Annotated in this window: 19 protein-coding genes; 16 read left to right on the forward strand and 3 right to left on the reverse strand. The window is 75.1% G+C overall.

All coding sequences use genetic code 11. From position 1 onward, the window contains the following. The first annotated feature begins 23 nt into the window (after positions 1–23). The 4 genes from BUE29_RS11785 to BUE29_RS11800 all read left to right on the forward strand — a co-directional run bounded on the left by BUE29_RS11785 (position 24) and on the right by BUE29_RS11800 (position 3,100). On the forward strand, positions 24–428 hold the full coding sequence (locus BUE29_RS11785) for an SAV_6107 family HEPN domain-containing protein (RefSeq protein WP_143168146.1): 405 nt from the start codon (positions 24–26) through the stop codon (positions 426–428). Between the two features lie 46 nt (positions 429–474). Further along, positions 475–1,224, forward strand: coding sequence for a class I SAM-dependent methyltransferase (locus tag BUE29_RS11790; protein ID WP_073390423.1), 750 nt, complete (start codon positions 475–477; stop codon positions 1,222–1,224). Positions 1,225–1,255: 31 nt separating this feature from the next. Continuing rightward, a complete protein-coding gene (gene dinB / locus BUE29_RS11795) occupies positions 1,256–2,593 on the forward strand; it encodes a DNA polymerase IV (RefSeq protein WP_073390424.1) in 1,338 nt (445 codons plus the stop codon). 123 nt (positions 2,594–2,716) lie between these two features. Continuing rightward, on the forward strand, positions 2,717–3,100 hold the full coding sequence (locus BUE29_RS11800) for a DUF3040 domain-containing protein (RefSeq protein ID WP_073390432.1): 384 nt from the start codon (positions 2,717–2,719) through the stop codon (positions 3,098–3,100). Positions 3,101–3,309: 209 nt separating this feature from the next. Here BUE29_RS11800 and BUE29_RS11805 read toward each other — a convergent pair whose 3' ends face one another. The 3 genes from BUE29_RS11805 to BUE29_RS11815 are packed head-to-tail and all read right to left on the reverse strand — an operon-like array spanning position 3,310 to position 8,017. Further along, entirely contained in the window at positions 3,310–5,733 is a 2,424-nt protein-coding gene (locus BUE29_RS11805; protein WP_143168147.1) for a transglutaminase TgpA family protein, read from the reverse strand. After that, positions 5,730–7,022, reverse strand: a complete 1,293-nt coding sequence (locus BUE29_RS11810) for a DUF58 domain-containing protein (protein WP_073390437.1) — start codon at positions 7,020–7,022, stop codon at positions 5,730–5,732. Before BUE29_RS11810 ends, BUE29_RS11805 begins: the two co-directional genes overlap by 4 nt. A 41-nt stretch (positions 7,023–7,063) precedes the next feature. Continuing rightward, entirely contained in the window at positions 7,064–8,017 is a 954-nt protein-coding gene (locus tag BUE29_RS11815) for an AAA family ATPase (protein WP_073391112.1), read from the reverse strand. A gap of 412 nt (positions 8,018–8,429) precedes the next feature. Here BUE29_RS11815 and mraZ point away from each other — a divergent pair, with 412 nt between their 5' ends. From mraZ to BUE29_RS11880, 12 genes are all read left to right on the forward strand, one after another. Further along, entirely contained in the window at positions 8,430–8,861 is a 432-nt protein-coding gene (gene mraZ / locus BUE29_RS11820) for a division/cell wall cluster transcriptional repressor MraZ (protein ID WP_073391113.1), read from the forward strand. Between the two features lie 187 nt (positions 8,862–9,048). Continuing rightward, the gene (gene rsmH, locus BUE29_RS11825) at positions 9,049–10,077 is read left to right on the forward strand and encodes a 16S rRNA (cytosine(1402)-N(4))-methyltransferase RsmH (protein ID WP_073391114.1); all 1,029 of its coding nucleotides are present in this window, start codon (positions 9,049–9,051) and stop codon (positions 10,075–10,077) included. A 17-nt stretch (positions 10,078–10,094) separates the two neighbouring features. Next, entirely contained in the window at positions 10,095–10,775 is a 681-nt protein-coding gene (locus tag BUE29_RS11830; protein ID WP_073390440.1) for a cell division protein FtsL, read from the forward strand. A gap of 533 nt (positions 10,776–11,308) precedes the next feature. Further along, positions 11,309–13,063 (forward strand): peptidoglycan D,D-transpeptidase FtsI family protein, encoded by a 1,755-nt coding sequence (locus BUE29_RS11840; protein WP_073390446.1) that lies wholly within the window; start codon positions 11,309–11,311, stop codon positions 13,061–13,063. A 1-nt stretch (position 13,064) separates the two neighbouring features. Beyond that, positions 13,065–14,600 (forward strand): UDP-N-acetylmuramoyl-L-alanyl-D-glutamate--2,6-diaminopimelate ligase, encoded by a 1,536-nt coding sequence (locus BUE29_RS11845; protein ID WP_073390449.1) that lies wholly within the window; start codon positions 13,065–13,067, stop codon positions 14,598–14,600. Next, positions 14,597–16,048: a UDP-N-acetylmuramoyl-tripeptide--D-alanyl-D-alanine ligase gene (locus BUE29_RS11850; protein ID WP_073390452.1), complete on the forward strand. Its 1,452-nt coding sequence runs from the start codon at positions 14,597–14,599 to the stop codon at positions 16,046–16,048. The genes BUE29_RS11845 and BUE29_RS11850 overlap by 4 nt, the downstream gene beginning before the upstream one ends. Then, a complete protein-coding gene (gene mraY / locus BUE29_RS11855; RefSeq protein WP_073390455.1) occupies positions 16,045–17,136 on the forward strand; it encodes a phospho-N-acetylmuramoyl-pentapeptide-transferase in 1,092 nt (363 codons plus the stop codon). The genes BUE29_RS11850 and mraY overlap by 4 nt, the downstream gene beginning before the upstream one ends. Beyond that, the gene (murD, locus tag BUE29_RS11860; protein WP_073390457.1) at positions 17,129–18,538 is read left to right on the forward strand and encodes a UDP-N-acetylmuramoyl-L-alanine--D-glutamate ligase; all 1,410 of its coding nucleotides are present in this window, start codon (positions 17,129–17,131) and stop codon (positions 18,536–18,538) included. The genes mraY and murD overlap by 8 nt, the downstream gene beginning before the upstream one ends. Continuing rightward, positions 18,535–19,959 carry a putative lipid II flippase FtsW gene (gene ftsW, locus BUE29_RS11865; RefSeq protein ID WP_073390460.1) on the forward strand — a complete coding sequence of 475 codons (1,425 nt, stop codon included), beginning with the start codon at positions 18,535–18,537 and terminating at the stop codon, positions 19,957–19,959. Before murD ends, ftsW begins: the two co-directional genes overlap by 4 nt. Beyond that, positions 19,959–21,062 carry a UDP-N-acetylglucosamine--N-acetylmuramyl-(pentapeptide) pyrophosphoryl-undecaprenol N-acetylglucosamine transferase gene (locus BUE29_RS11870; RefSeq protein WP_073390463.1) on the forward strand — a complete coding sequence of 368 codons (1,104 nt, stop codon included), beginning with the start codon at positions 19,959–19,961 and terminating at the stop codon, positions 21,060–21,062. Before ftsW ends, BUE29_RS11870 begins: the two co-directional genes overlap by 1 nt. Positions 21,063–21,184: 122 nt before the next feature. Beyond that, a complete protein-coding gene (gene murC / locus BUE29_RS11875; protein WP_084181091.1) occupies positions 21,185–22,567 on the forward strand; it encodes a UDP-N-acetylmuramate--L-alanine ligase in 1,383 nt (460 codons plus the stop codon). After that, complete coding sequence (locus tag BUE29_RS11880; RefSeq protein WP_159440868.1) at positions 22,564–23,313, forward strand: cell division protein FtsQ/DivIB; 750 nt, start codon at positions 22,564–22,566, stop codon at positions 23,311–23,313. Before murC ends, BUE29_RS11880 begins: the two co-directional genes overlap by 4 nt. Positions 23,314–23,500: the final 187 nt, after the last annotated feature.

The raw sequence follows: 23,500 nt of genomic DNA on the forward strand, positions 1-23,500 counted from the left end.
AACGACTCGACAGGGGGCACGCCATGCCGACCACAGCAGAACACCCGATCGTCTCCCGCGGCTCCGCGGTGGGCCTGCTCGTGCAGGCACGTGCGGTGTTGCTCGACGCCGTGGCCACGCCCGAGGCCGGCGAGCGGTTCCGACTCGCGCAGCTGTCGGCACTGCGCACGGCGGCCGCGGTGGTGGCCGGGCGCGGCCGTCCGGCGTCGTCGCGTCGGCGGCTGCTGAGTGTGTGGGTGCTGCTCGAGCGCGTCGCGCCCGAGTACGCCGAGTGGGCGGCGCTGTTCGCGGCCGGCGCGCCGGTCCGTGCCGCGGTCGAGGCGGGTGCGGTCTCGGCCGTGTCGAGCCGCGCCGCCGACGACCAGCTGCGGGCCGCCACCGAGTTCCTGGCCCTGGTCGAGAACGGGCTGGGCATGCTCGCGGCGTGACCGCGCTCGACGCCACGATGTCGGTGCCGGCCGATAGTGTGACCGGGTGCAGACCGAGGCCCGTCGCGAGCGCGCTCCCGGTAGCAGGGTCGGTCTCGTCACCGCTCACCTGGCCGAGACGCTGCGCACGGTCACGCCGGCCGGTGCGGCGGCCCAGGTGCTCGACTGCGGTGGGGGCAGCGGCGCCTACGCGGTCGCGCTGGCGGCGACCGGCGCCGACGTGACGGTCGTCGACATCAGTGCCGACGCGCTGGCCACCCTGCGCCGCCGTGCCGACGAGGCCGGTGTCTCGGCGTCGGTGCACGCCGTCGCCGGCGACGTCGAGGCACTCGCCGAACTCGTCGGCGACCGGCGCTTCGACGCCGTGCTGGCCCACGGCATCCTCGACGCCGTCGACCGCGTGGGCGACACCTTCGCCGCGATGGCCGCGCTCGTCCGTCCCGGCGGCCTGCTCAGCGTGCTCGTCGCCAACCCGGTGGCCGCGGTGATCGCCCGCGCACTGGCCGGCGAACCGGTGGCGGCCCTGGCCGACCTGCGTCGCCTCGACGCCGTCGCCGACACCACGGCCGACCACGCCGGGCCCGCCGCCGTGGTGGCGCTGGGCGAGCGGGCTGGTCTCACCGTCGCCTCGCGCCGCGGCATCGGCGTCTTCTCCGACCTCGTCCCGGGCTCCGCGGGCGACACCGCGCGCGGCCGCGAGGCGGTGGCCGCCCTCGACGCCGAGGCGGCCGGGCGTTCCCCGTTCGCCGAGCTCGCGGGGCGCATCCACATCGTGCTGCGTCGCCCGTCGGCGTGACGACACAGCCGACCCCCGGGGCGCCGTAGCGATGGGGCGTAGCCACGAGCTGCCACGCACCGCCGGTCGCTTCGACGGCGACGACACCGGCTGCTCGATGCTGCACGTCGACATGGACGCCTTCTTCGCCAGCGTCGAGATCAAGCGCCGGCCGGAGCTCGCCCACCGACCGGTGGTGGTCGGCGGGGGCCATCGCGGCGTGGTCGCCGCCGCCTCCTACGAAGCGCGCCGGTACGGGGTGCGCAGTGCCATGCCGATGTCACAGGCGCTGCGACTGTGCCCGCGCGCGGTCGTGCTGCCGCCCGACCGGGCGGCCTACACCGCGGCCTCCGCGCGGGTCATGGCCATCCTGCGCGACGTCACCCCGCTGGTGGAACCGCTCTCGCTCGACGAGGCGTTCCTCGACGTCGCGGGGGCGACGCGCCTGCACGGTCGGCCGGGCGCCATCGCCGCGACGATCCGCGCGCGGGTCGAGGGCGAGCTCGGGCTCACCTGCTCGGTCGGGGTCGCCCCCACGAAGTTCGTGGCCAAGCTGGCCTCGGCCCGGTGCAAGCCCGACGGCCTGCTCGTCGTGCCCGCCGCGCGGGTGCTCGACTTCCTGCACCCGCTGCCGGTGACGGCCCTGTGGGGGGTCGGCGCACGCACGGCCGAGCCGCTGCACCGGCTCGGCATCCGCACCGTCGGCGATCTGGACGCGACCCCGGTCGACACGCTGCGCCGGGCCGTGGGCGTCGCGGCGGCCGATCACCTCAGCGCCCTCGCCGCCGGCCTCGACCCGCGGGCGGTCCAGCCCGACGAGGTCGAGAAGTCCATCAGCTCCGACCACACGCTCGACGCCGACCTCACCGCCGAGGTCGACGTCTGCCGCGAGCTGCTGCGCGCGGCCGAGGACGTCGGCAACCGGGTGCGCGCACGGGGTTTCGTGGCCCGCACGATCGGCATCAAGATCCGCTACGCCGACTTCCGCACCGTCACCCGCGTCCGCACGCTCGCGGACTGGACCGACTCCACGCGCGAGGTCTACGCCACCGCGGTCGAGCTCTACCGCAGCCTGCGGCTCGACCGGCCGCGCATCCGCCTCGTCGGGGTGAAGGCCGAGAACCTGCGCGCCGCGGCCGCGACGCCGCAGCAGTTGGCGCTCGACGTCGCGACGTCCGCACGCGCCGCGGCGCCGGCCGAGCCGGGGGTTGCGTCGCGCGCCGAGTCAGGCCCGGCCCCGGTGCCGCGACCGGCTGCGGACCGTGCCGTCGACGCCGCCCGGGCCCGTTTCGGCGCCGCCGCGGTCACGTCGGGAACGCTCTTGCGCAAGCGCGCGGTGGCCCCCGCCCGGCCGGATGACGAGACGCCGAACAATTCCTTCACCTCGTAACTTTCGATCCGACCGATCGGCTCGTATGCTCGACATCGGAAGGGCTCCGTCGAGTCCGACCGCATCCATTCGCTGATCGACTGTCCGCCGCGAAGTCCGACCACGGCGACGAAGGAGGGCCCAGTGCCGCTCTCCGAGCACGAGCAGAAACTGCTGGACGAGATCGAGCAGGCGCTCTATGCCGAAGACCCCAAGTTCGCCGCGTCCGTCCGCACCGCGCGGGCCCGCTCGCGGGTGCGCCGATCGGCCGTCCTCGGCGCGGTCGGCGTCGTCGTCGGGCTCGCGCTCGTCCTCGTAGGCCTGGTGTCGCAGCTCATCTGGGCGAGCGTCGTCGGGTTCGTGCTGGTCGTCGGCGCGTGCGCGTTCGCCGTGCAGGCCATCCGTGGCCGCGACCGCGAGCGCACCCCCGACACGCCCGAGGCGGCGGCGACGCCGGACCCGAAGCAGACCGGTGGGCTGCGCAACCGCATGGAGGACCGACTGCGGCGTCGCTTCGACGAGAACTGACCCCGCGCAGCCAGCAGCACCGACCACACCGAGGCCGGGCCCGAGACGGGCCCGGCCTTTGCCGTCCGCGGCGCGCGCGTGGATCGTCCTGCGGCGGACGGTGCCGAGGTCGCGGGGTGTCCGAAGATCGTGGCGCGCGGGTGGATCGTGCTGCGGCGGACGGTGCGGGGTTCGCGAGGCGCCGGACGATCCGCGTACGGCGCGGCGGGTCAGCGGCGACGGCGGGCGGGGCCGCCGAACAGGGCGGTCCAGCCGAGGGACGCGGGCAAGAAGCGGGCCCGGAACCGGGTGCCGCCGCTGCGGTGGCCGCGCAGCTCGGCGACGGCGTGGCGCAGCGCGGCGTCGGCGGCGTCGGTGTCCGGTGCGGACCGCGTCGCCGTCGCCCCGGCGTAGCGCTGGCGCTCGACCGCGCCGGCGAGCGCGCGCAACGACTCCGCGGAGGCCGGGGCGTCGCGTGCGAGCCAGGCGGCGACCTGCCGGGGAGAGCGCGCGGGCGACCAGACGTAGCCGAGGTCGACCGCGGTGTCCGAGAGCTCCGCCCACAGCGCGCTCGCGTCGCCGCGCCGGCGGGCCGCGGCGTAGCGGCGCTGCCGTCGCGAGCGGCGTACCGCGGCCGGCGTCAGCGCGAGCAGAGCCGCGAGCAGTACCCCGCCGCCGACCCACCACGGTGTCCCGGACGCGGCACCCGGCGGGCGGCGCTGCGCGGTGGCGGCGCTGGACGAGCTGCTCGCCGCCGAGCTGCCGGACGCGGTCGACGACGCCGCCGCCGAGGACGACCGCCCCACCGTGTCGTCCGCGCCGGTGCCGGCGGACTGCGACTCGCGCGGTGCGTAGGGCAGCGAGTTCGCGCCGGAGGACAACCCCGCCGCCGGAGTCGGGTCGAACGGCACCCAGCCGATGCCGGCGAACCATGCCTCCACCCACGAGTGGGCGTCCGACGTCGTGACCGTGAACCTGCCCTCGCGGTCGGGGGTGGAGTGCATGTAACCGAGGACGACGCGGGCGGGGATCCCGGCGACGCGCAGCATGACCGCCATGGCCGCGGCGTACTGCTGGCAGTAGCCGCGGCGGTTCTGCAGGAAGTCCACGAGGTCGCTGCCGGAGTCGCCGACTGCGGTCTTCAGGTCGTAGACGAACCCGTTGGCCGGGTCGGCGAAGAAGTCGCTGATCGCCCGCGCCTTCTCGTACGGCCCGGACCGGCCGGCCGTCTGGTCGGCGACCAGGTTGCGCGCGTAGCGGGGGAGGTCGTCGGGCAGCGCGAGCTCGGTGCGGAACCGTCCGTCCGGGCTGCCGGTGGCGCGGCGCAGCTGCGCGACGCTCGGCGTCGGCTGCTGGAAGGACTCGGTGTAGGCCAGCCCCTCGTCGATCGACTCGCCGAGCAGCAGCTGGTCCTGCGGGCTCCACGTCGCCCCGCCGGGCAGCCCCGAGATGCTCGTCGGATTGCCGAACACGGGCGCGTTGCCCCGCATGGCGCTGATGTCGATGCGGGCCCGCAGGGTCGTCGACTCGCTCTCGCCGCCCTCACCGAGCGGGTAGTCGTCGTCGCTCACCGACACCTGCTCGCCGTGGTAGCCGACCCGCCAGCCCTCGCCGGTGTAGTTCGACAGCACGTTGACCCGCAGGTAGTAGGGCTTGGCGTCCGGGGCGGGGCTACCGGCGCCGTCCTGCATCTGCACGTCGGCGAGCGGACGGGGGTCGTCCTGGTCGAGCTGGCCCTTGAGCGCGGCGAACGGACTGATCCGACCGTTGCTGCCGCCGTTGCCGAACCCGCCCACGCCCTTGCCGCCGCCGCCGTGGAAGGCGTCGGTGAGCAGGTTGCGCGGCTCGCCCGGCACGAGCGCCGGCAGCGCGACGGCGAGGACGACGGCGGCGACCGCGATGGCCGGCCCGCTCGCGGCCCGGGCCCGTCGGGTGCGACCGACGCCGCCGGCGACCGGGCCGGCGCGGAGCCGCCGCCCCCACCGCTCGAGGTCGTCGCCCGCGTCGACGGCGAGCAGCACGAGGTAGCCGATGGCCGAGAAGACGAACCACACCCACGACACCGGGGAACGGGGGACCGCGCCGGCGACGGTGAAGACGATCAGCAACGGCACGCCCGCCAGCGCGCCGCGCCGTCCGACGACGGCGATGAGGTCGACGAGCGCGGCGAACAGGCCGACCAGCGCGCAGAGCACGAGGCGGACGGCGGGGGTCGAATGGATCGGCGCGACCTCGTCGCGGGTCGTCTGGTGCAGTTGGGTCAGCAGCGTGGACAGCTGCGTCCACGTCGCGCCGGTCGGGATGACGCCGGCGAGCGCGCCCTCGTGCAGGAAGCGCAGTGTCAGCCACGGCACGAGCAGCACGACGCCCGGCCAGATGTCGAGGGCACCCGGCGGACGGCGCAACCGCAGCAGCGCCGCCGGCCCGACGACGACCGCCATGGCGACCCAGACGTCGAGCAGCCAGCCGGAGTCGGCCAGCAGCGCCTTGAGCGGGATCACGCCGAGGGCGGCGGCGAGCAGCGCGAGCAGGGTGCGGCGGACCGCGGACTGCCCGTCCGCCGACCGCCTGGGCGCGGTGCCGCTGCCGCGGGCGGCGCTGCCGCGGATACCGGTGCCGCGGGCGGCGCTGCCGCGGGTGGCGGTGCCGGTCACGACCGGGCCGCCAGGGGGGAGGAGCCGGCCCCGGCCAGCAGCTGCCACGCCGTCGCCGTGCTCGTCGCGTACCGGACCACCGTGGCCCGCCAGCCCGCGTTGCGCAGCACGGTCGCCGCGATCTCCGGGTCGTCCGCGGGCCGGCCGCCGGCGGCGTCACCCCAGCCGTCGACGTCGATCAGCAGCGCGAGCGCCGGGGACGAGCGGCCCCGGCCGCGTGCCTCGGCCAGCAGCCGCAGCGTGGCCGGGTCGGTCCGGCCGAGCACCGCAACGAGGGTCGACTCGCGCGCGGCGCCGCGGACGAGGTCGGCGAGCGGGTCGAACCGGTCGGTGGGGACGGGGCGGCTGCCGGCCAGGTGCGTGGTCAGCTGCTCGCGCTCAGTGAAGCGCAGCAGCTCCGGGCGGGTCGGGTCGTCGAGCAGGCCGATCTCGCGGCCGCGGCGCATGGCCTGCACGGCGATGCTGGCCGTCGCGCTGACCGCCCACTCGAAGCTGTCGAGCAGCCGTGGGTCGTCGCCGGTCGCGCTCGCGCCGCCCCGGGAGCGGGTGTGGGACGTCGCGCGGCTGTCGAGCAGCAGCGTCGTCTGCGAACGCCACGGGCGTTCCTCCTGGCGCACCATGAGCGACCCGACGCGCGCCGAGGAGCGCCAGTGGATCTTGCGCAGGTCGTCGCCGATCCGGTACTCGCGGGTCGAGGCGTCGTCGGCGCCGTGGGCGCCGATCGAGTGGCTGCCGCCGCCGTCGCCGAGGTCGTCGCTACGCGGCGGCTGCGCCGCGGGCAACTGGTCGACCACCGGCTGCACGAGGAAGTCGGAGGTCGCGGTGAACGAGCGCGTCACGTCGACCATGTGGAACGGGTCGTTGAGACGCACGCTGACCGGACCGACGCGGTAGCGGCCACGGTGCAGGTCCGGCGTCCGGTAGGACACCGTGCGCGACTCGTGGCCGGCCAGCGAGTCGAGCACGAAACGGGCGTTGCCCGGCAACCCCTGCGGCAGCCGGTCCTCGAGCATCAGCGCGCCGGAGGGCAGCGGGGAACGGTTGGTGAGCGTCAGGTGCACGGTCACCGCCTGCCCGGCGGTCACCCGGTGCGGCTCGAGGCCGCGGCGGCTGGCCACCCGCACGCGCGAGCGGTGCACGAACACCGCGGCGGCGAACGGGACGGCGACCGCGAGCACACCGGCGCGCACGAGGTCGGTCTCGCCGAGCACGAGGCCGCACAGGACGGCGGTGAGCCCCGCCGCCAGCAGGCAACTGGCGCGCGTGGTGAAGCCGATGCGGCGGCGCATCAGGCGCCGCGGGGGCCGCGGTGCGACATTCGGGACACGCGTCAGTATGACCCGCTCGGCGACGTGCCGGGGATCGGCGTCACCTGTGCGATCCGGCGGAGCAGGTCGGCCGGCGAACGTCCCGCGACGTGCGCCTCGGCCGTCAGCAGCAGGCGGTGCGCGAGGACGGGGACGAGCAGGTACTGCAGGTCGTCGGGGATGACGTACTCGCGCCCGCCCAGCGCGGCCCACGCCTTCGCCGAGCGCAGCAGCTGCAGGCTGGCGCGCGGCGACGCGCCGAGGCGGACGTCGCCGGACCGACGCGTCGCCTCGGACAGGTCGACGGCGTACTCCTTGATCGCGTCCGAGACGTACACCGCGCGGACGCCGGCGATGAGGGACCGGATCTCGGTGGCGTCCGACACCGGCCGCAGCGAGTCGAGCGGGTCGACCGCCGCGTGCTCGGAGAGCATCGCCACCTCGGCGCGCCGGTCGGGGTAGCCCATCGAGATCCGGGCGGTGAAGCGGTCGCGCTGCGCCTCGGGCAGGGGGTACGTGCCCTCCATGTCGATGGGGTTCTGGGTGGCCATGACCATGAACGGCGACTCGAGCCCGTACGTCTCGCCGTCGACGGTGACCTGCCGCTCCGCCATGCACTCCAGCATCGCGGCCTGCGTCTTCGGCGAGGCGCGGTTGATCTCGTCGCCGACGACGATGTTGGCGAACACCGGCCCGGGCTTGAACTCGAAGTCGCGCTCCTCGGCGTTGTAGACGCTCACGCCGGTGACGTCGCTGGGCAGCAGGTCGGGGGTGAACTGCACCCGGCGCACCGAACAGTCGATCGAGCGGGCCAGCGCCTTCGCGAACGTCGTCTTGCCGACGCCGGGGACGTCCTCGATCAGCAGGTGGCCCTCGGCGAGCAGGACGGCCAGCCCCAGCCGGATGGTCTCGTGCTTGCCCTCGATGACCTGCTCGATGTTCGTGCCGATCCGGGCGCCGGCGTCGCGGACGGCCACGACCGAGGGGCGGTACTGCCCGTCGGTGCCGTGCCGGCCGGCGTCCGACCCGGGCCGATGGGTCGCCCCGGGGGCCGAGCCGTTGGCGGGGCCGCCGGCGTGCCTGCCGGCCGGGTGCAGGTCGTCGTGCAGGTGATCCACCGGTGTGCGTCCTCGTCGGTTGGCTGCGCTGTCGGCCCGGAGGTCGGCCCCGGGAAGGTCGAGTATGCCGAGCCCCGGCGTGCGCGCGCACCGTCCCGTCCGCCGACGACCCGTCCGGAGGGGCGGCGACGGAGGTCCCGGCGGTGGTTGGGCGCGGGCTGAGTGCGGCGCCGAAATCGTTGACCGTGGCATGTTGTGGGTTACAGTGGGGGAGAGTGGGGAGTGCAGGAGCGGTTTCCGCTCGACCGACGTGGTGCGGAGGTGAGTGTCGGTGTTCCTCGGCACGCACACCCCGCGCCTGGACGACAAGGGCCGGCTCGCGCTCCCGGCGCGGTTCCGGCCCGATCTGGAAGGAGGCCTGGTGATCTGCAAGGGACAGGACCGGTGCCTCTACGTCTTCCCGGTCACCGAGTTCGGCCGGGTCACCGACGCGCTGCGCACCGCACCCGTGACCGACCGCCGGGTCCGCGACTACAGCCGCGTGCTGTTCGCCAGCGCGTCCAACGAGACCCCCGACGGGCAGGGACGCATCACGGTGCCGCCGACGCTGCGCTCCTACGCCGGGTTGCAGAAGGAGTGCGTGGTCATCGGGGCGAACACCCGCATCGAGGTGTGGGACGCCGCCGCCTGGCAGGAGTACCTGGACGCCACCGAGCCGGCCTTCGCCGACATCGCCGAGGAGGTGCTGCCCGGCGTGCTGTGACCGCACCCGCGACCGTGCCGGCTGCCGCGACCTCGAGTTCCGGCCTCCTCCCGTCCGCCTCCTGGCGTCACTTCCCCGGTGCCAGGCGGGACGGGCGGGGACCAGAGTCCGAGGTCGAGCCCCGGCCGACGAACATCCCCACCCGCCTCCCCACTTCGCCCCACCCCGTCGCGAGAGAGCAGTGCAGATGGCCGAGGACGACCCGCGCGGCACCGCCGACACCGCTGGTGTCGACGGTGCTGCCGACGGTGCTGCCGACGGTGCTGCCGGCGCGTCGCACGTGCCCGTCCTGCTGGAGCGCGTGCTCGCGCTGCTCGGCCCGGCCCTGGCCGACCGGCCCGCGGTCGCCGTCGACGCCACGCTCGGCCTGGGCGGTCACGCCGAGGCGCTGCTGGCCGCGCATCCGCGGCTGACGCTGGTCGGGCTGGACCGTGACCCGGTCGCCCTGGCCCGCAGCCGGGAGCGGCTCGCGCCCTACGCGGCGCGGACCCACCTCGTGCACGCCGTCTACGACCGCATGCCCGAGGTGCTCGCCGAGCTCGGGATCGACGGCGTCGACGGTGTGCTGTTCGACCTCGGGGTGTCCTCGATGCAGCTCGACGTCGCCGGGCGCGGCTTCGCCTACGCGCAGGACGCCCCGCTCGACATGCGGATGGACCAGAGCGGCGGGACGACCGCGCAGGTCGTCCTGGACACCTACCCCGTGCCCGAGCTGGCGCGCATCCTGCGCGAGTTCGGCGAGGAGCGGTTCGCCCTGCGGATCGCGCAAGCCATCGACCGCGAGCGCCGGGTGGCCCCGTTGCGGTCGACAGCACGACTGGCCGAGCTGGTGCGCGAGGCGATCCCCGCCGCGGCGCGCCGGCGCGGGGGCCACCCGGCCAAACGGACGTTCCAGGCGCTGCGGATCGAGGTGAACGGCGAGCTCGACGCGGTGCGCGACGCCGTGCCCGCCGCGCTGGACAAGCTCACCGTGGGCGGCCGGATCGTCGTCCTCGCCTACCACTCGCTGGAGGACCGCATCGCCAAGCGGGCGCTCGCGGCGATCGCGAGCGACACCACGCCGGCCGACCTGCCCGTCACGCTGCCCGGCAGCGGACCGCAGCTGCGGCTGCTCCGCCGCGGGTCGGAGGCCGCCTCGGACGCCGAGGTCGCCGCCAACCCGCGCGCGGCCTCGGTGCGGTTGCGCGCCGCCGAACGCATCCGGGCGGCGTCCTGACATGCGGGCGTCCTGACATGCGCAGCCCCAGCGAACTCGCCCGGGCCGCCCGCGACGCCGCTCGCGATGCCGCCGGTGTCGGCCCGGGGCCGGCCCACGCCGGCCGCTCGACGCGGCGCCCGGCGGGGCCGCCGGCACCGTCCCGGCCCCGCGAGAGCACGCGCCCGCCGCGGCGACCGGCCCGGGTCCCCTTCGCGCTGCTCGTCACCGGCCTGATCGTCGGCAGCCTCGCGCTGCTGCTCGCGCTCAACACCGCGTCCGCGGCCAACGAGCTGCGCCGCCACGAGCTCACGCAACGCGACGCCGCCGTCGCCGCCCGGCTGCAGGACCTGCGCGTGGAGGTCGCGGCCAGCGCGGCCCCGGCGAACCTCGCCGCCGCGGCGGCGGCGCTCGGCATGGTGCCGGCCGGCAATCCCGCCTTCGTGGTGCTGGGCAAGGACGGCAAGGCGCGAGTGATGGGCAGCCCCGAGGCCGCGACCGCGCCGCCGGTCGCCGTCCGGTCGGCCACGCCGCACCCGTCGAAGTCCGCGTCGAAGTCCGCGTCGAAATCGAGCTCGAGCTCGAAGTCGAAGTCGAAGTCGGCGTCGGCGTCGACGGCACGGCACCGGGCGCGCAGCAGCTCGCCGGCGCCCAGCCGCACCCCGACGCCGTCGGCCACCCCGACCCCCGTCGTCACCCTTCCGGGAGGAAACCGATGACCGACCGCCGGCAGCCGCCCACCGGACGCCCGGCGATCGATCCCCGAACGGGCCGCGCGCTTCCCAGCCGCCGCGGTCACGAGGCGCCGTCACGGGGGGCGGCGCCGGCAGGGCGGGGAGGGACCGGGGCCGGGCCCGGGGGGACGTCGGCCGGGGGCCGGCGTTTCGGGCCACCGCCGGCCGGCGCGCGCCGCGGGCAACCGCAGCGGGGGAGCGCCGGCCGGCCGGCCCCGGGGTACGCCCCGAGCGGCCGGACCCAGCAGCGGCCGACCCAGCAGCGGCCGACCCAGCAGCGGCCGACCCAGCAGCGACCGACCCAGCAGCGACCGACCCAGCAGCGACCGACCCAGCAGCGACCGACCCAGCAGCGACCGACCCAGCAGCGACCGACCCAGCAGCGGCCGACCCAGCAGCGACCGACCCAGCAGCGGCCGGCCCAGCAGCGGCCGACCCAGCAGCGGCCGCAGCGGCCGGCCCAGCAGCGACCGGTACGCCGGCCGGTCCGACGTCGCCGTGCGCTCCGGCTGGGGGCGATGGACGGCCGGCTGCGCTACGGCTTCGCGGCCGTCTGCACCCTGCTGCTGATCATCGGCGGCCGGCTGGTGCAGCTGCAGGGCGTCGATCACCGCGACCTCGCCGGTGCCGCGGCGGCACAGCGCGTCGACACCGTCACGCTGCACGCGATGCGCGGTCAGATCGTCGACCGCGACGGCACCCCGCTCGCCTACACCTCGAACGCGCAGGACGTCACCGTCGACCCGACCCAGGTGCCGGCCGACCAGCGCGACCGCTACGCGCTGGCGCTCGCGCCGGTGCTCGGCGAGGAGCACGCCACGGTGATGAAGGCGCTGGCCACGAAGGGCCGGTACGCGGTCCTGGCCACCGCGCTGTCGCCCGCCCGCGCGGCCAAGGTCACCGCGCTCGGGCTGCACGGCATCTACACCCAGGCCACGACCCAGCGGCAGTACCCGGGCGGCACGACCGGCGCCAACATCGTCGGCACGGTGCACTCCGACGGCAGCGGCGCGGCCGGCATCGAGTCGCGCTACAACGCGGTGCTGGCGGGCAAGGACGGCAGCCAGACGTACTCGGTCGACAACGTCGGCAACGTCAACCCCAGCACCCGCGCCGTCACCGAGCCCGCGCGCAACGGCGCGACCGTGGCCCTGACCATCGACCAGAACCTGCAGTTCACCGCGCAGCAGCTGCTCGACGCCGACGTCAAGAAGTCCGGGGCCCGGGGCGCGACGATGGCGGCGCTGGACGTCAAGACCGGGCAGGTGCTCGCGCTCGCGTCGTCCGGCACGTTCGACGCGCGCAACCCCGACACCATCGACAGCGACGCGCCGATCAACCCGCCGGTGATGGCGGCGTTCGAGCCGGGGTCGGTGCAGAAGGCGATCACCTTCGCGGCCGCCCTGCAGGAGCGCACGATCACCCCGAAGACCTCGCTGTCGGTGCCGTGGGCGGTGCACATGGGCGGCGTCAAGGTCAGCGACGCGTGGTACCACCCCACCGAGCGCTTCACCGCCACCGGCGTGCTGGCCGAGTCCTCGAACGTCGGCACGCTCAAGATCGCCGAGAAGCTCGGCCCGCAGAAGTGGCTGCGCTACGAGCAGGCGTTCGGCGTCGGGCAGAAGACCGGCGTCGAGCTCCCCGGCGAGAGCCCCGGCTACCTGCCGCCCTACAAGGACTGGTCGGACTCCACCTTCGCGAACCTGCCGTTCGGGCAGGGCCAGTCGATGACCGTGCTCCAGCTCGCCTCGATCTACCAGACCCTCGCCAACGACGGGGTGCGGGTGCCGCCGCGGGTCGTGTCGTCGGTGACGTCGGCCGACGGCAGCCAGCAGAAGACGGCCACGCCCAAGGGCGTGCGGGCCGTCACCGCGCAGACGGCGCGCACGGTGCGCACGATGCTCGAGTCCGTGACGCTCCCCGGCGGCACCGGGGTCAAGGCGGCCATCCCCGGCTACCGGGTGGCGGGCAAGACCGGCACCGCGCAGCAGCCGGACCCGAACAACGGCGGGCGCTACTCCGACTCCATGTACTGGGACACGTTCGCCGGCATGGTGCCCGCCGACAACCCGCAGTTCGTGATCGCGATCATGGTCGACAACCCCGCCCACGGCCTCGAGGGCGGGGACGTCGCGGCCCCGCTCTTCCACGATCTCGCCACCTACGAGCTGCAGCACGCGCAGGTGCCGCCGACCGGTTCGCACTCCACGCACGTGCCGCTGCAGGTGTGTGCCGGACGAGACCGCGCGACCCTGCCCGCTAACGTCTGCTGACGTGCCTGGCCGAACGACGCGCAGCGCCACCGATGCGTTCCCGCGCCCGACGCGGACGCCACCGGTGGACCTCGCCGCCCTCGCCGAGGGGCGCGGCCGGCTCGCCGGCCCGACCGTCGCGGTGCGCGGCGTCACGGCCGCGAGCGACCGTGTGCGGCCCGGCGACCTGTTCGCGGCGCTGCCGGGGCGCAACGTCCACGGGGCGACGTTCGCGGCGGACGCGGTCAGCCTCGGCGCCGTCGCGGTGCTCACCGACGACGCGGGAGCGGCGCTGCTCGCTGCGCAGGTGCCCCGCCTCGTCGTCCCCGACGTGCGCGCGGCGCTGGGGCCGGTCGCCGCGCAGGTCTACGGCCAGCCGTCACGCCGGCTGTCGATGCTGGGGATCACCGGGACGAGCGGCAAGACGACGACGACCTTCCTGATGCGTGCCGGGCTCCGGGCAGCGGGCGCGATGACCGGCGTCATCGGCACGGTGGCGACGATGATCGGCGACGAGACGCTCGAGGCCGGGTTCACCACCCCCGAGGCGCCGGACCTGCAGGCCCTGCTCGCGGTCATGGTCGAGCGGGGCGTCGACACGGTCGCGATGGAGGTGTCGAGCCACGCCGTCGCGATGCGCCGGATCGACGGCATCGACTTCGACGTCGCCGGCTTCACCAACCTCTCCGAGGACCATCTCGACTTCCACCGCGACATGGACGACTACTTCGCCGCCAAACTCGGCTTCGTGAAGCGGGCCACCCAGGCCGTCGTCGTGGTCGACGACGAGTGGGGACGCCGGGCAGCCGTCGAGTCGCGCCACAACGCGACCACCGTGAGCACCGACGGCGAGCAGGCCGGGGTGCGCGCGCTCGACGTCCACGAGGAGCGCGACGGCACGACGACGTTCTGGGCCACCGGGCCCTGGGGGTCCCAACGCCTCGGCTGCGCGATCCCCGGCCGCTACAACGTCGCCAACGCCACCCTGGCGCTCACGATGCTCGAGACCCAGGGCGTCGCCGGCGATCCGGTCGCGGCGGCGATCGCCACCGCGCAGGTGCCCGGACGCATGGAGCGGGTCGACGCGGGGCAGGACTTCCTCGCCGTCGTCGACTACAGCCACAAGCCCGCCGCGGTGGACGGTGCGCTCCGCGCGCTGCGTCCGCTCACCCGGGGCAGGCTGATCGTCGTGCTCGGCTGCGGCGGCGACCGCGACCGCGGCAAGCGGCCGCACATGGGCGAGATCGCCGCGCGCGGGGCGGACGTCCTCGTCGTCACCGACGACAACCCGCGTTCGGAGGACCCCGCGACGATCCGCCGCGCCATGCTGGCCGGCGCCGCTGCGGTGCCGACCGGGCAGCGCGGCGAGGTCGTGGAGATCGGCGACCGGCGCGCCGCGATCGTCGACGCGGTCGAGCGCGCCCGTCCTGGCGACACCGTGCTGGTCGCCGGCAAGGGGCACGAGACGGGACAGGAGATCGCCGGCGTGAAGCAGCCGTTCGACGACCGCGTCGTCCTGCGCGAGGCGCTCGGCGCGCCGTCCGGGGCGACGTCGTGATCGAGCTGTCGTTGGGTGAGGTCGCCGAGATCGTCGGCGGGGGCCTGGAGCACGCCGACCCGGCGACGCCGGTCACCGGCCCGGTGGAGTTCGACTCGCGCGAGATCGGGCCGGGCGGGTTGTTCGTCGCGTTCCCCGGCGATCGCGTGGACGGTCACGACTACGTCGGGACGGCCCGGGAGCGCGGCGCGGTGGCCAGCATCGTCACGCGCCCGGTCGACGGTCCGTCGATCGTCGTGGCCGACGCCCTCACCGCGCTGGCGAGCCTCGCGGCCGCCGTGATCCGGCGACTGCCCGACACCGTCGTCGTGGGTGTGACCGGCTCGTCGGGCAAGACGTCGACGAAGGACCTGCTGGCCCAGCTGCTCGCCCCGCACGGCGCCACGGTCGCGCCGCCGGGGTCGTTCAACAACGAGCTCGGCCACCCCTACACCGTGCTGCGCGCGACGCCCGACACCCGCTACCTGGTGCTGGAGACCAGTGCGCGCGGGATCGGCCACATCCGCTACCTCACCGACATCGCGCCGCCGCGCATCGGTGCGGTCCTCAACGTCGGCAGCGCCCACCTCGGCGAGTTCGGCTCGCGGGACGCGATCGCCCGGGCGAAGGGCGAGCTCGTCGAGTCGTTGTCCGCCGCGGCCGACGGCGGCGTCGCGGTGCTGAACGCCGACGACGCGCTGGTCGCGGCGATGGCCACCCGGACCGCGGCGCGCGTCGTCACCGTCGGCGAGGCGGCCGGCGCCGACGTCCGCGCCACCGACGTCGAGCTCGACGATCTCGGCCGTCCCACCTTCACACTGCGGCATCGTGACCTCGAGGCGAGGGTGAGCCTTCGGCTCGTCGGGCGGCATCACGTCGGCAACGCGCTCGCTGCGTACGCGGTGGCCGTCGAGTGCGGCGTCGCGCCGGCCGACGTCGTCGCCGGCCTCGCCGCCGCGACGCCGGCGAGCAGGTGGCGCATGGAGCTCACCGAGCGTCCCGACGGCCTGCTCGTGCTCAACGACGCGTACAACGCGAACCCCGAGTCGATGCACGCCGCCCTGAGCACGCTGGCCCGCGTCGCCGCCGCCCGGCCCGGTGCGTCGTGGGCGGTGCTGGGCGCCATGGCCGAGCTCGGCGACGACACGGCGGCCGCGCACGCGGAGCTCGGCCGGCTGGCCGCGGGCCTCGGTATCACCCGGGTGGTCGCTGTGGGGAACCTGGCCCGGCCCAGCTGTGACGCAGCCGTTCTGGAAGGCTTCGGACGGCACGAGCGGGACCGCGGGGAACGCTGGGCCGCCTGGGTCCCCGACGCCGAGGCCGCGGTGGCGTTGCTCCGCGACGAGGTGGCCGCCGGTGACGTGGTGCTGGTGAAGGCATCGCGGTCCGCCGGGCTCGAACGGGTGGCACTGGCCCTGGTCGCGGCCGGGGAGACGGACGAGACGACGACGAGGGGGGACGAGCGGTGAAGACGATCCTCGTCGCCGCCATCGCCGCGCTGCTGACCTCGATCCTGTGCACGCCGCTCGTCGTCGTGTACTTCCGCCGGCGCGGTTTCGGCCAGGAGATCCGCGTCGACGGCCCGCAGACCCACCTGGTCAAGCGCGGCACCCCGACGATGGGCGGTGTCGCCATCATCATCTCCACCGTCGTCGGCTACACCGTCGCGCACGTCATCCGCGCGCTCGGCGGCGAGGGCGGACCGCAGGCCTCGGGGGTGCTCGCGCTGCTGCTGATGGTCGGCCTCGGCGGCGTCGGCTTCCTCGACGACCTGATCAAGATCCGGCGACAGCGCAGCCTCGGGCTACGGGCGCGAGCGAAGTTCGGCGGTCAGCTGATCGTGGGCGTCACCTTCGCGATCCTCGCGCTGCTGTTCAAGAACGAGCACGGCTTGACGCCGGCGTCGGTGAAGCTGTCCTACGTCCGCGACATCGGGGCGATCTCGCTCGGCGCCATCGGTTTCGTCGTGCTCTCGTACCTGATCATCTCGGCGACGTCGAACGCGGTGAACCTCACCGACGGGTTGGACGGCCTCGCCGCGGGGGCCGCGGCGATGGTGTTCGGCGCGTTCACGCTCATCTCGTTCCTGCAGTCGCGCAACCAGTGTCTGAGCGATCCCGTCGCCGGGTGCTACGACGTGCGCGACCCGCTCGACCTCGCCATCGTCGCCGCCTCGGCGATGGCGGCGTGTTTCGGCTTCCTGTGGTGGAACGCGCCGCCGGCGCAGATCTTCATGGGCGACACCGGCTCGCTCGCCCTCGGCGGGCTGATGGCCGGCCTCGCGATCCTGACGCGGACCGAGCTGCTGCTCGTCGCCCTCGCCGGCCTGTACGCCGCCATCACGATCTCCTCGATCATCCAGACCGGCTGGTTCAAGCTCACCCGAATACGCACCGGCACGGGCAGACGTGTCTTCCGGATGGCGCCACTGCACCACCACTTCGAGCTCGCCGGCTGGGAGCAGACGACGATCATCGTCCGGTTCTGGATCATGGCCGGTATGGCGGTCGCCTTCGGCGTCGGCCTGTTCTACTCGGACTTCCTCGGCAATGGCTGACGAGGAACCCCTCGACGGACCCGGTCCACTGCGTGACAGCACCGTCCTCGTCGCCGGCTACGGCGTCGCCGGGCGCTCCGCGGTGCGCGCGCTCGTGGCCGCGCACGCGGTCGTCCTCGTCACCGCCGACGGGCCGGTCGAGATCGAGCCCGGCCCCGGCGAGCGGCAGCCGGTCGCGCTCGGCCCGCTCGCGCGCGTGCCCGACGATCCGGAGCACCCGGGGCGGCCGCGGCCGGACGTGCTCGTCGTGTCGCCCGGCTACCCGCCCGACCATCCGCTGCTCGCCGACGCCGCCGCCCGCGGCGTGCCGGTGTGGGGCGAGGTCGAGCTGGCCTGGCGGCTGCGCGGGGCCGACGCCGCGCCCTGGCTCGCGCTCACCGGGACCAACGGCAAGACCACGACCGTCCACATGCTCGAGGCCGTGCTGCGGGCGGCCGGGCGACGCGCGATCGCCGTGGGCAACGTCGGCGAGTCGCTCGTGGACGCGGTGCGCGCGGGAACGGCGTACGACGTGCTCGCCGTCGAGCTGTCGAGCCAGCAGCTGCACTTCGCACCGTCGATCCGGCCCGCGGCCGGGGCACTGCTCAACCTCGCACCCGACCACCTGAGCTGGCACGGCTCGCTCGACGCCTACGAGCGGGCCAAGACCGGCGTGTGGCGCGGCGACGTCGCGATCGTCAACCTCGACGACCCCCGCGTGATGGCGCTGGCACCCCCCGCGGCGACCGGCTTCACGCTCGGCGAGCCGGGGGAGGGGCAGCTCGGCGTCCGCGGCGGCCGGCTGGTGTCGCGGGCGTTCGGCGACGACGGCGCGGTGCTCGCCGACGTCGCCGAGGTTCGTCCCGCCGGGCGGCACAACGTCGCCAACGCCCTCGGCGCCGCGGCGCTCGCCCGCGCGCTCGGCGTCCCCGCCGACGCGGTCGCCGCCGGCCTGCGCGCCTTCGTCCCCGACGCCCACCGCAACGAGCTCGTCGCCGTCCACGACGGCATCGCCTGGGTCGACGACAGCAAGGCCACCAACCCGCATGCCGCGGACGCGTCGATGTCGGCCTACGACCGGATCGTCTGGATCGCCGGGGGGCAGCTCAAGGGCGTGGCCGTCGACGAGCTCGTGGCCGCGCACGCCGGGCGGCTGGCCGGGGCCGTGCTGCTCGGCCAGGACCGCGCCGCCGTCGCCGCCGCTCTCGCGCGACACGCGCGTGAGGTCCCCGTGATCACGGTCGACAACCCCGACCATGGAGCGATGGTCGAGGTGGTGCGTGCCGCAGCCGGGCTCGCGGGCACCGGCGACACGGTCCTGCTCGCGCCCGCCGCCGCGTCCTACGACATGTTCGCCGGCTTCGCCGCGCGCGGTGACGCCTTCGCCGCCGCCGTGCACGAGCTGATCGGGGACGCGTCGTGAGCCGCGACGCCGGGCAGGTGCGCACGGCCGCGCGCCGCTTCCTCGACCAGCCCTACGCCTCGGTCCAGCTGCTCGTGTTCGCCGCGGTCGGTCTCGTCGGCTTCGGCGTGCTGATGGCGGTGTCGACGACGATCGCCGCCGCCCGTGACAACGGCGGCACCGGCTCGATCTGGAACCAGGCGGTCAAGGAGCTCGTCTTCGTCGGGCTGGGCCTCGTGCTGTTCTGGGCGGCGATGCGCTCGTCGCCGCGAGCCTTCCGGCTGCTCGCCTACCCCCTCCTCGCGATCGCGCTGGTGTCGCTGTGCGCGGTGCTCGTGCCCGGGATCGGCGTGGGTGTCTACGGCGCGCGGCGCTGGATCGACATCGGCCCGTTGCAGCTGCAGCCCTCGGAGTTCGCGAAGCTGGCGATGCTGCTGTGGGCCGCCGACCTGCTCGCCCGCAAGCAGCAGCTGCGCACGCTGACCCGCGCCCGCCACCTGTTCGTCCCGCTGCTGCCCGGGTTCGCGCTCGTCACCGGTCTCGTCATGCTCGAACCGGACCTCGGCACGACGCTGTGCTTCATGCTCATCCTGCTCGGCGTGCTGTGGATGGTCGGCATGCCGTTGCGCTACTTCGCGTTCCTCGTCGGCCTGGTGGGGCTGGCGGTCACCGTCCTCGCCGTCACCGAGCCGTACCGGCTCGAGCGGCTCACCACGTTCACGAACCCGTGGAAGGACGCCAGCTCGACCGGCTACCACACCGTCGAGGGCCTGTACGCCCTCGCGTCGGGCGGGGTCTTCGGGGTCGGGCTCGGCCAGGGCACGTCCAAGTACGGCTGGGTGCCCAACGCCAACTCCGACTACGTCTTCGCGATCATCGGCGAGGAGCTCGGCCTCATCGGCTGCCTCGCGGTGCTGCTGCTGTTCGGACTGCTGGCCTACGCCGGCATGCGCGTCGTGCGCCGCAGCCCCGACCCGTTCGTGCGGACCGCCGGCGGCGGCGCGACGATCTGGCTCGCCGGCCAGGCCGTCATCAACATCGGCTACGTCACCGGGCTGCTCCCCGTCACCGGGATCCCGCTGCCGCTCATCTCGGCCGGCGGCACCTCGCTGCTCGTCACGTTCTTCGTCATCGGCATGCTCGTGTCGTTCGCGCGTCACGAGCGCGAGGCCGTCAACGCCGCCCGCCGCGCCCAACGGCTCGCGCGACGCACCCGCCTCGAACGCTGGCTGCGGATCCCCGTCCCGCGGGTTTACGCGAATCCGCGCAAAAACCCGTCCGCGCTGCCGGCCGCGGCCGCCACGAGCACGTCCCGCCCCGCGGGTGCGCGCCGGACCGCGCCGGCCTCCGCACCTCCCGCGTCCCGCCCGTCGCGGCCGGCGGGGTCGGCGACCCACCGGCCGGTGACCGCGGCGCCGTCGCGGGCGAGGCGGGTCGGGTGATGGCGGCGTCCGCACCCAGGATCGTGGTCGCCGGCGGGCACTCCGCGGGACACATCGAGCCCACGATGAACTTCGCCGACGCCGTGCGCCGCCTGCGGCCCGACGCCGAGATCACCGCGCTGGGCACGGTGCGGGGCCTGGACACCACGCTGATCCCGGCCCGCGGCTACCCGCTCGAACTCATCCCGCCGGTGCCGCTGCAGCGCAGGCTCAACCGGGCGTTGCTGCGGACGCCGGTGGCCCTGCGCGACTCGGTACGCGCGGCCGCGGCCGTCCTCGACCGCACCCGGGCCGAGGTCGTCGTCGGCTTCGGCGGCTACGTGGCGATGCCGGCCTACATCGCGGCGCGCCGTCGCGGGGTGCCGTTCGTCGTGCACGAGGCCAACGCGCGACCGGGGGTCGCGAACCGGGTCGCCGCCCGGCTCACGCACCACGTGTTCACCGCCTCCGCCGCGGTCCGGCTGCCCCACGGCGTGCCGGTCGGCATCCCGTTGCGCCCGGCCATCGCCGGGCTCGACCGCGCGGCGCTGCGCGCCGAGGCGCGGGCCCGCTTCGGGCTGGACCCCGACGGCGTCGTCCTCCTGGTCACCGGCGGCTCGCAGGGCGCGCGCGCGATCAACGACGCGGTCTCCGCCGCCGCCGGCGAGCTCCGGGTCGCCGGCGTGCAGGTCCTGCACGTCGCCGGGCCCCAGAACACCGTCGACGTGCCGGCCGGCGAGCCGCCCTACGTCGCCGTGCCCTACGTCGAGGACATGCAGTACGCCTACGCCGCCGCCGACTTCGTGGTGTGCCGCTCCGGCGCGATGACCTGCGCCGAGCTGAGCGCGGTGGGGCTGCCGGCCGTGTACGTCCCGCTGCCCCTGCGCGGCGGCGAGCAGCGCCTCAACGCCGTCCCCGTCGAGACGGCGGGCGGTGCGCTGATCGTCGCCAACGAGGACTTCGACCCCGCGTGGATCCGGACGCGGTTGCTGCCCGTGCTCGCCGACCCCGCGGCGCTCGCGCGGATGGCCGCCGCCGCGGCCACGACCGGCGCGCAGGACGCCGGGATCACCATGGCCCGCCGCGTGCTGGCGCTGCTCGACGACGACCGGCGGGCGGCGTGAGACCCACCAGCGATCACGAGGGCGAGCGCCCCGAGGACTGGGAGGCGCCCGGTGCCGCGCTCGTCCGGAGCGCCGCCACCGACGTCATCCCACCGCTCGCCGATCTCGGCCGCGTCCACATCATGGGCATCGCCGGGTCGGGCATGAGCGCGCTGGCGCGCATCCTGCTCGAACGCGGCGTGCCCGTCAGCGGCTGCGAGGCGCGCGAGTCGATCACCGTCAAGGGCCTGCGGGCGCTGGGCGCCGACGTCCGCATCGGGCACTCGCCGTCGCACCTGGACGACGCCGACACCTTCGTCTACACGACCGCGATCAACCCCAAGCACGAGGAGTTCCGCGCGGCCGCCGCGGCCCGCTCGGCCGGCAAGCACTTCCTGCGCAGGGCCGCGGCCCTCGCCGCCGCGCTCGAGGACAAGCGCAGCGTCGCGGTCGCCGGCACCCACGGCAAGACGTCCACGACCTCGCTGCTCGTGGTCGCGGCCCAGGCGTGCGGCGTCGACCCGTCCTTCGCCATCGGCGGCAACCTGTACGAGACCGGCAAGAACGCCCACCTCGGCAACGGGCCGGTCGCGGTCGTGGAGGCCGACGAGAGCGACGGGTCGTTCCTGCTGACGCGGCCCGCCGCGGCCGTCGTCACGAACGTCGAGGCCGACCACCTGGAGAACCACGGCAACCTCGAGGGCATCTTCGCCGCCTTCGAGCTGTTCGTGGACCGCATCGACCCGGCCGGCATCGTGCTCGTCTGCGCCGACGACCCCGGCGCCGTCCGCGTCGGCGAGTACGCCCGGAGCACCGGCCGCCGGGTGCACACGTACGGCACGAGCGCGACCGCCGACGAGCGGGTCAGCGACATCGTCACGCGCGCCGACGCCGTCGAGTTCACCGTCACCGGCCCGCTGCTGGGGCAGCGGCGGGTACGCGTCGGCTCCCTCATCGGCGAGCACATGGCGCTGAACGCCACCGCGGCTCTCACCCTCGCCGCCGATCTCGGCCTCGACGTGACGACCGCGGCCGGTGCCTGGGCCGGGTTCGCCGGCGTTCGCCGCCGCTTCGAGTCGCACGGGGAGGGGGGTGGCGTCCGCGTCTACGACGACTACGCCCATCACCCGACCGAGATCGCCGCGTCCCTCGCCGCCGCGCGGCAGGCACTGGCCGGGGGCGGCCGCCTCGTCGCCGTCTTCCAGCCCGGCACGTACAGCCGCACGCAGACCTTCGCCCGCGAGTTCGCCGACGCCCTGGCGACGGCCGACACCGCGGTCGTTCTCGACATCTTCCCGGCCCGCGAGGAACCGATCCCCGGCGTCACCGGCGCCACCATCAGCGACCTCGTCGACCTGCCGCTCGGGCACGTCGTCTACGAACCCCGCTACGAGGCGGTCCCCGAGCGGGTCGCCGAGCTCGCCCGCCCCGGCGACCTCGTCGTGACGATGGGCATCGGCAACGTGTACCTGCTGTGCGACGGCATCCGCGACGCGTGCGCGGCCCGGCTGGACGCGACCACGTGACCGCGACCGAGATCCGGCGTGCCGGTGCCGGCGGCCCGGGCGGGTTCGCGTCGCTGCCCGCGGAACCCGCGCCGCGCCGGCGGCGGCGCGTCGCGCTGATCGTCGCCCTGCTGGTCGTGTTCGCGGCCTTCGCCACCTGGCTCGTCGCGTTCTCGCCGGTGTTCGGCGTGCGGACGGTCACGGTGCACGGCGTGCGCGCGCTCACCACGGCCGACGTCGAGCGGGCCGCCGACGTCGACTACGGCCAGCCGGTGGTGCGGGTCGACACCGCCGCCATCGCCGCGCGGGTCGAGACCCTGCCGCAGGTGGAGTCCGCCCGGGTCAGCACCTCCTTCCCGTCCACCGTCGTCGTCACCGTCACCGAGCGCGTCGCGGTCGGCTACGTGACGATCGCGGGGCGGCGCATCCTCGTCGACCGCGGCGGCGAGCAGTACCTCGGCGTCGACAAGGCGCCCGGGCTGCCGCAGCTCGTCGTCCCGTCCGGTTCCGCGCGACACACGACCGGGAGCGCGGTGGCGACCGTCGCCGCGTCGTTGCCGGCCGACCTGCGCGCGCGGACCAAGTCGATCGAGGCGCTCGACCCCGACGCGATCACGCTCGTCCTGCGCGACGGCGTGCTGGTGCGGTGGGGGAGCGAGGAGCGCAGCGCGACCAAGGCGCGTGTCGCAGACGTCCTGCGCCAGCGCAAGCACCCGCGCCCCTCGGTCGTCGACGTCACCGACCCCGACCGGCCTTACACCCGCTGAGTCGCGGCGACCTGCGCCGTCCGCCGGCGCGGATCTTCCTACGCTGCCCGTGTCGGGCGACCGGTGCCGCGGCGAAGATCGCGAAAATCCGCTGGGCCGGCGTGTCGCACGGCGCGCCTGCGCGCGATCCGCAGGGGTGCGATCTAACTTCGGTCCCAACACCCTAGGTTGACATAACTATAACCGT

It is taken from the genome of Jatrophihabitans endophyticus (assembly GCF_900129455.1).
GTDB lineage: Bacteria > Actinomycetota > Actinomycetes > Mycobacteriales > Jatrophihabitantaceae > Jatrophihabitans > Jatrophihabitans endophyticus.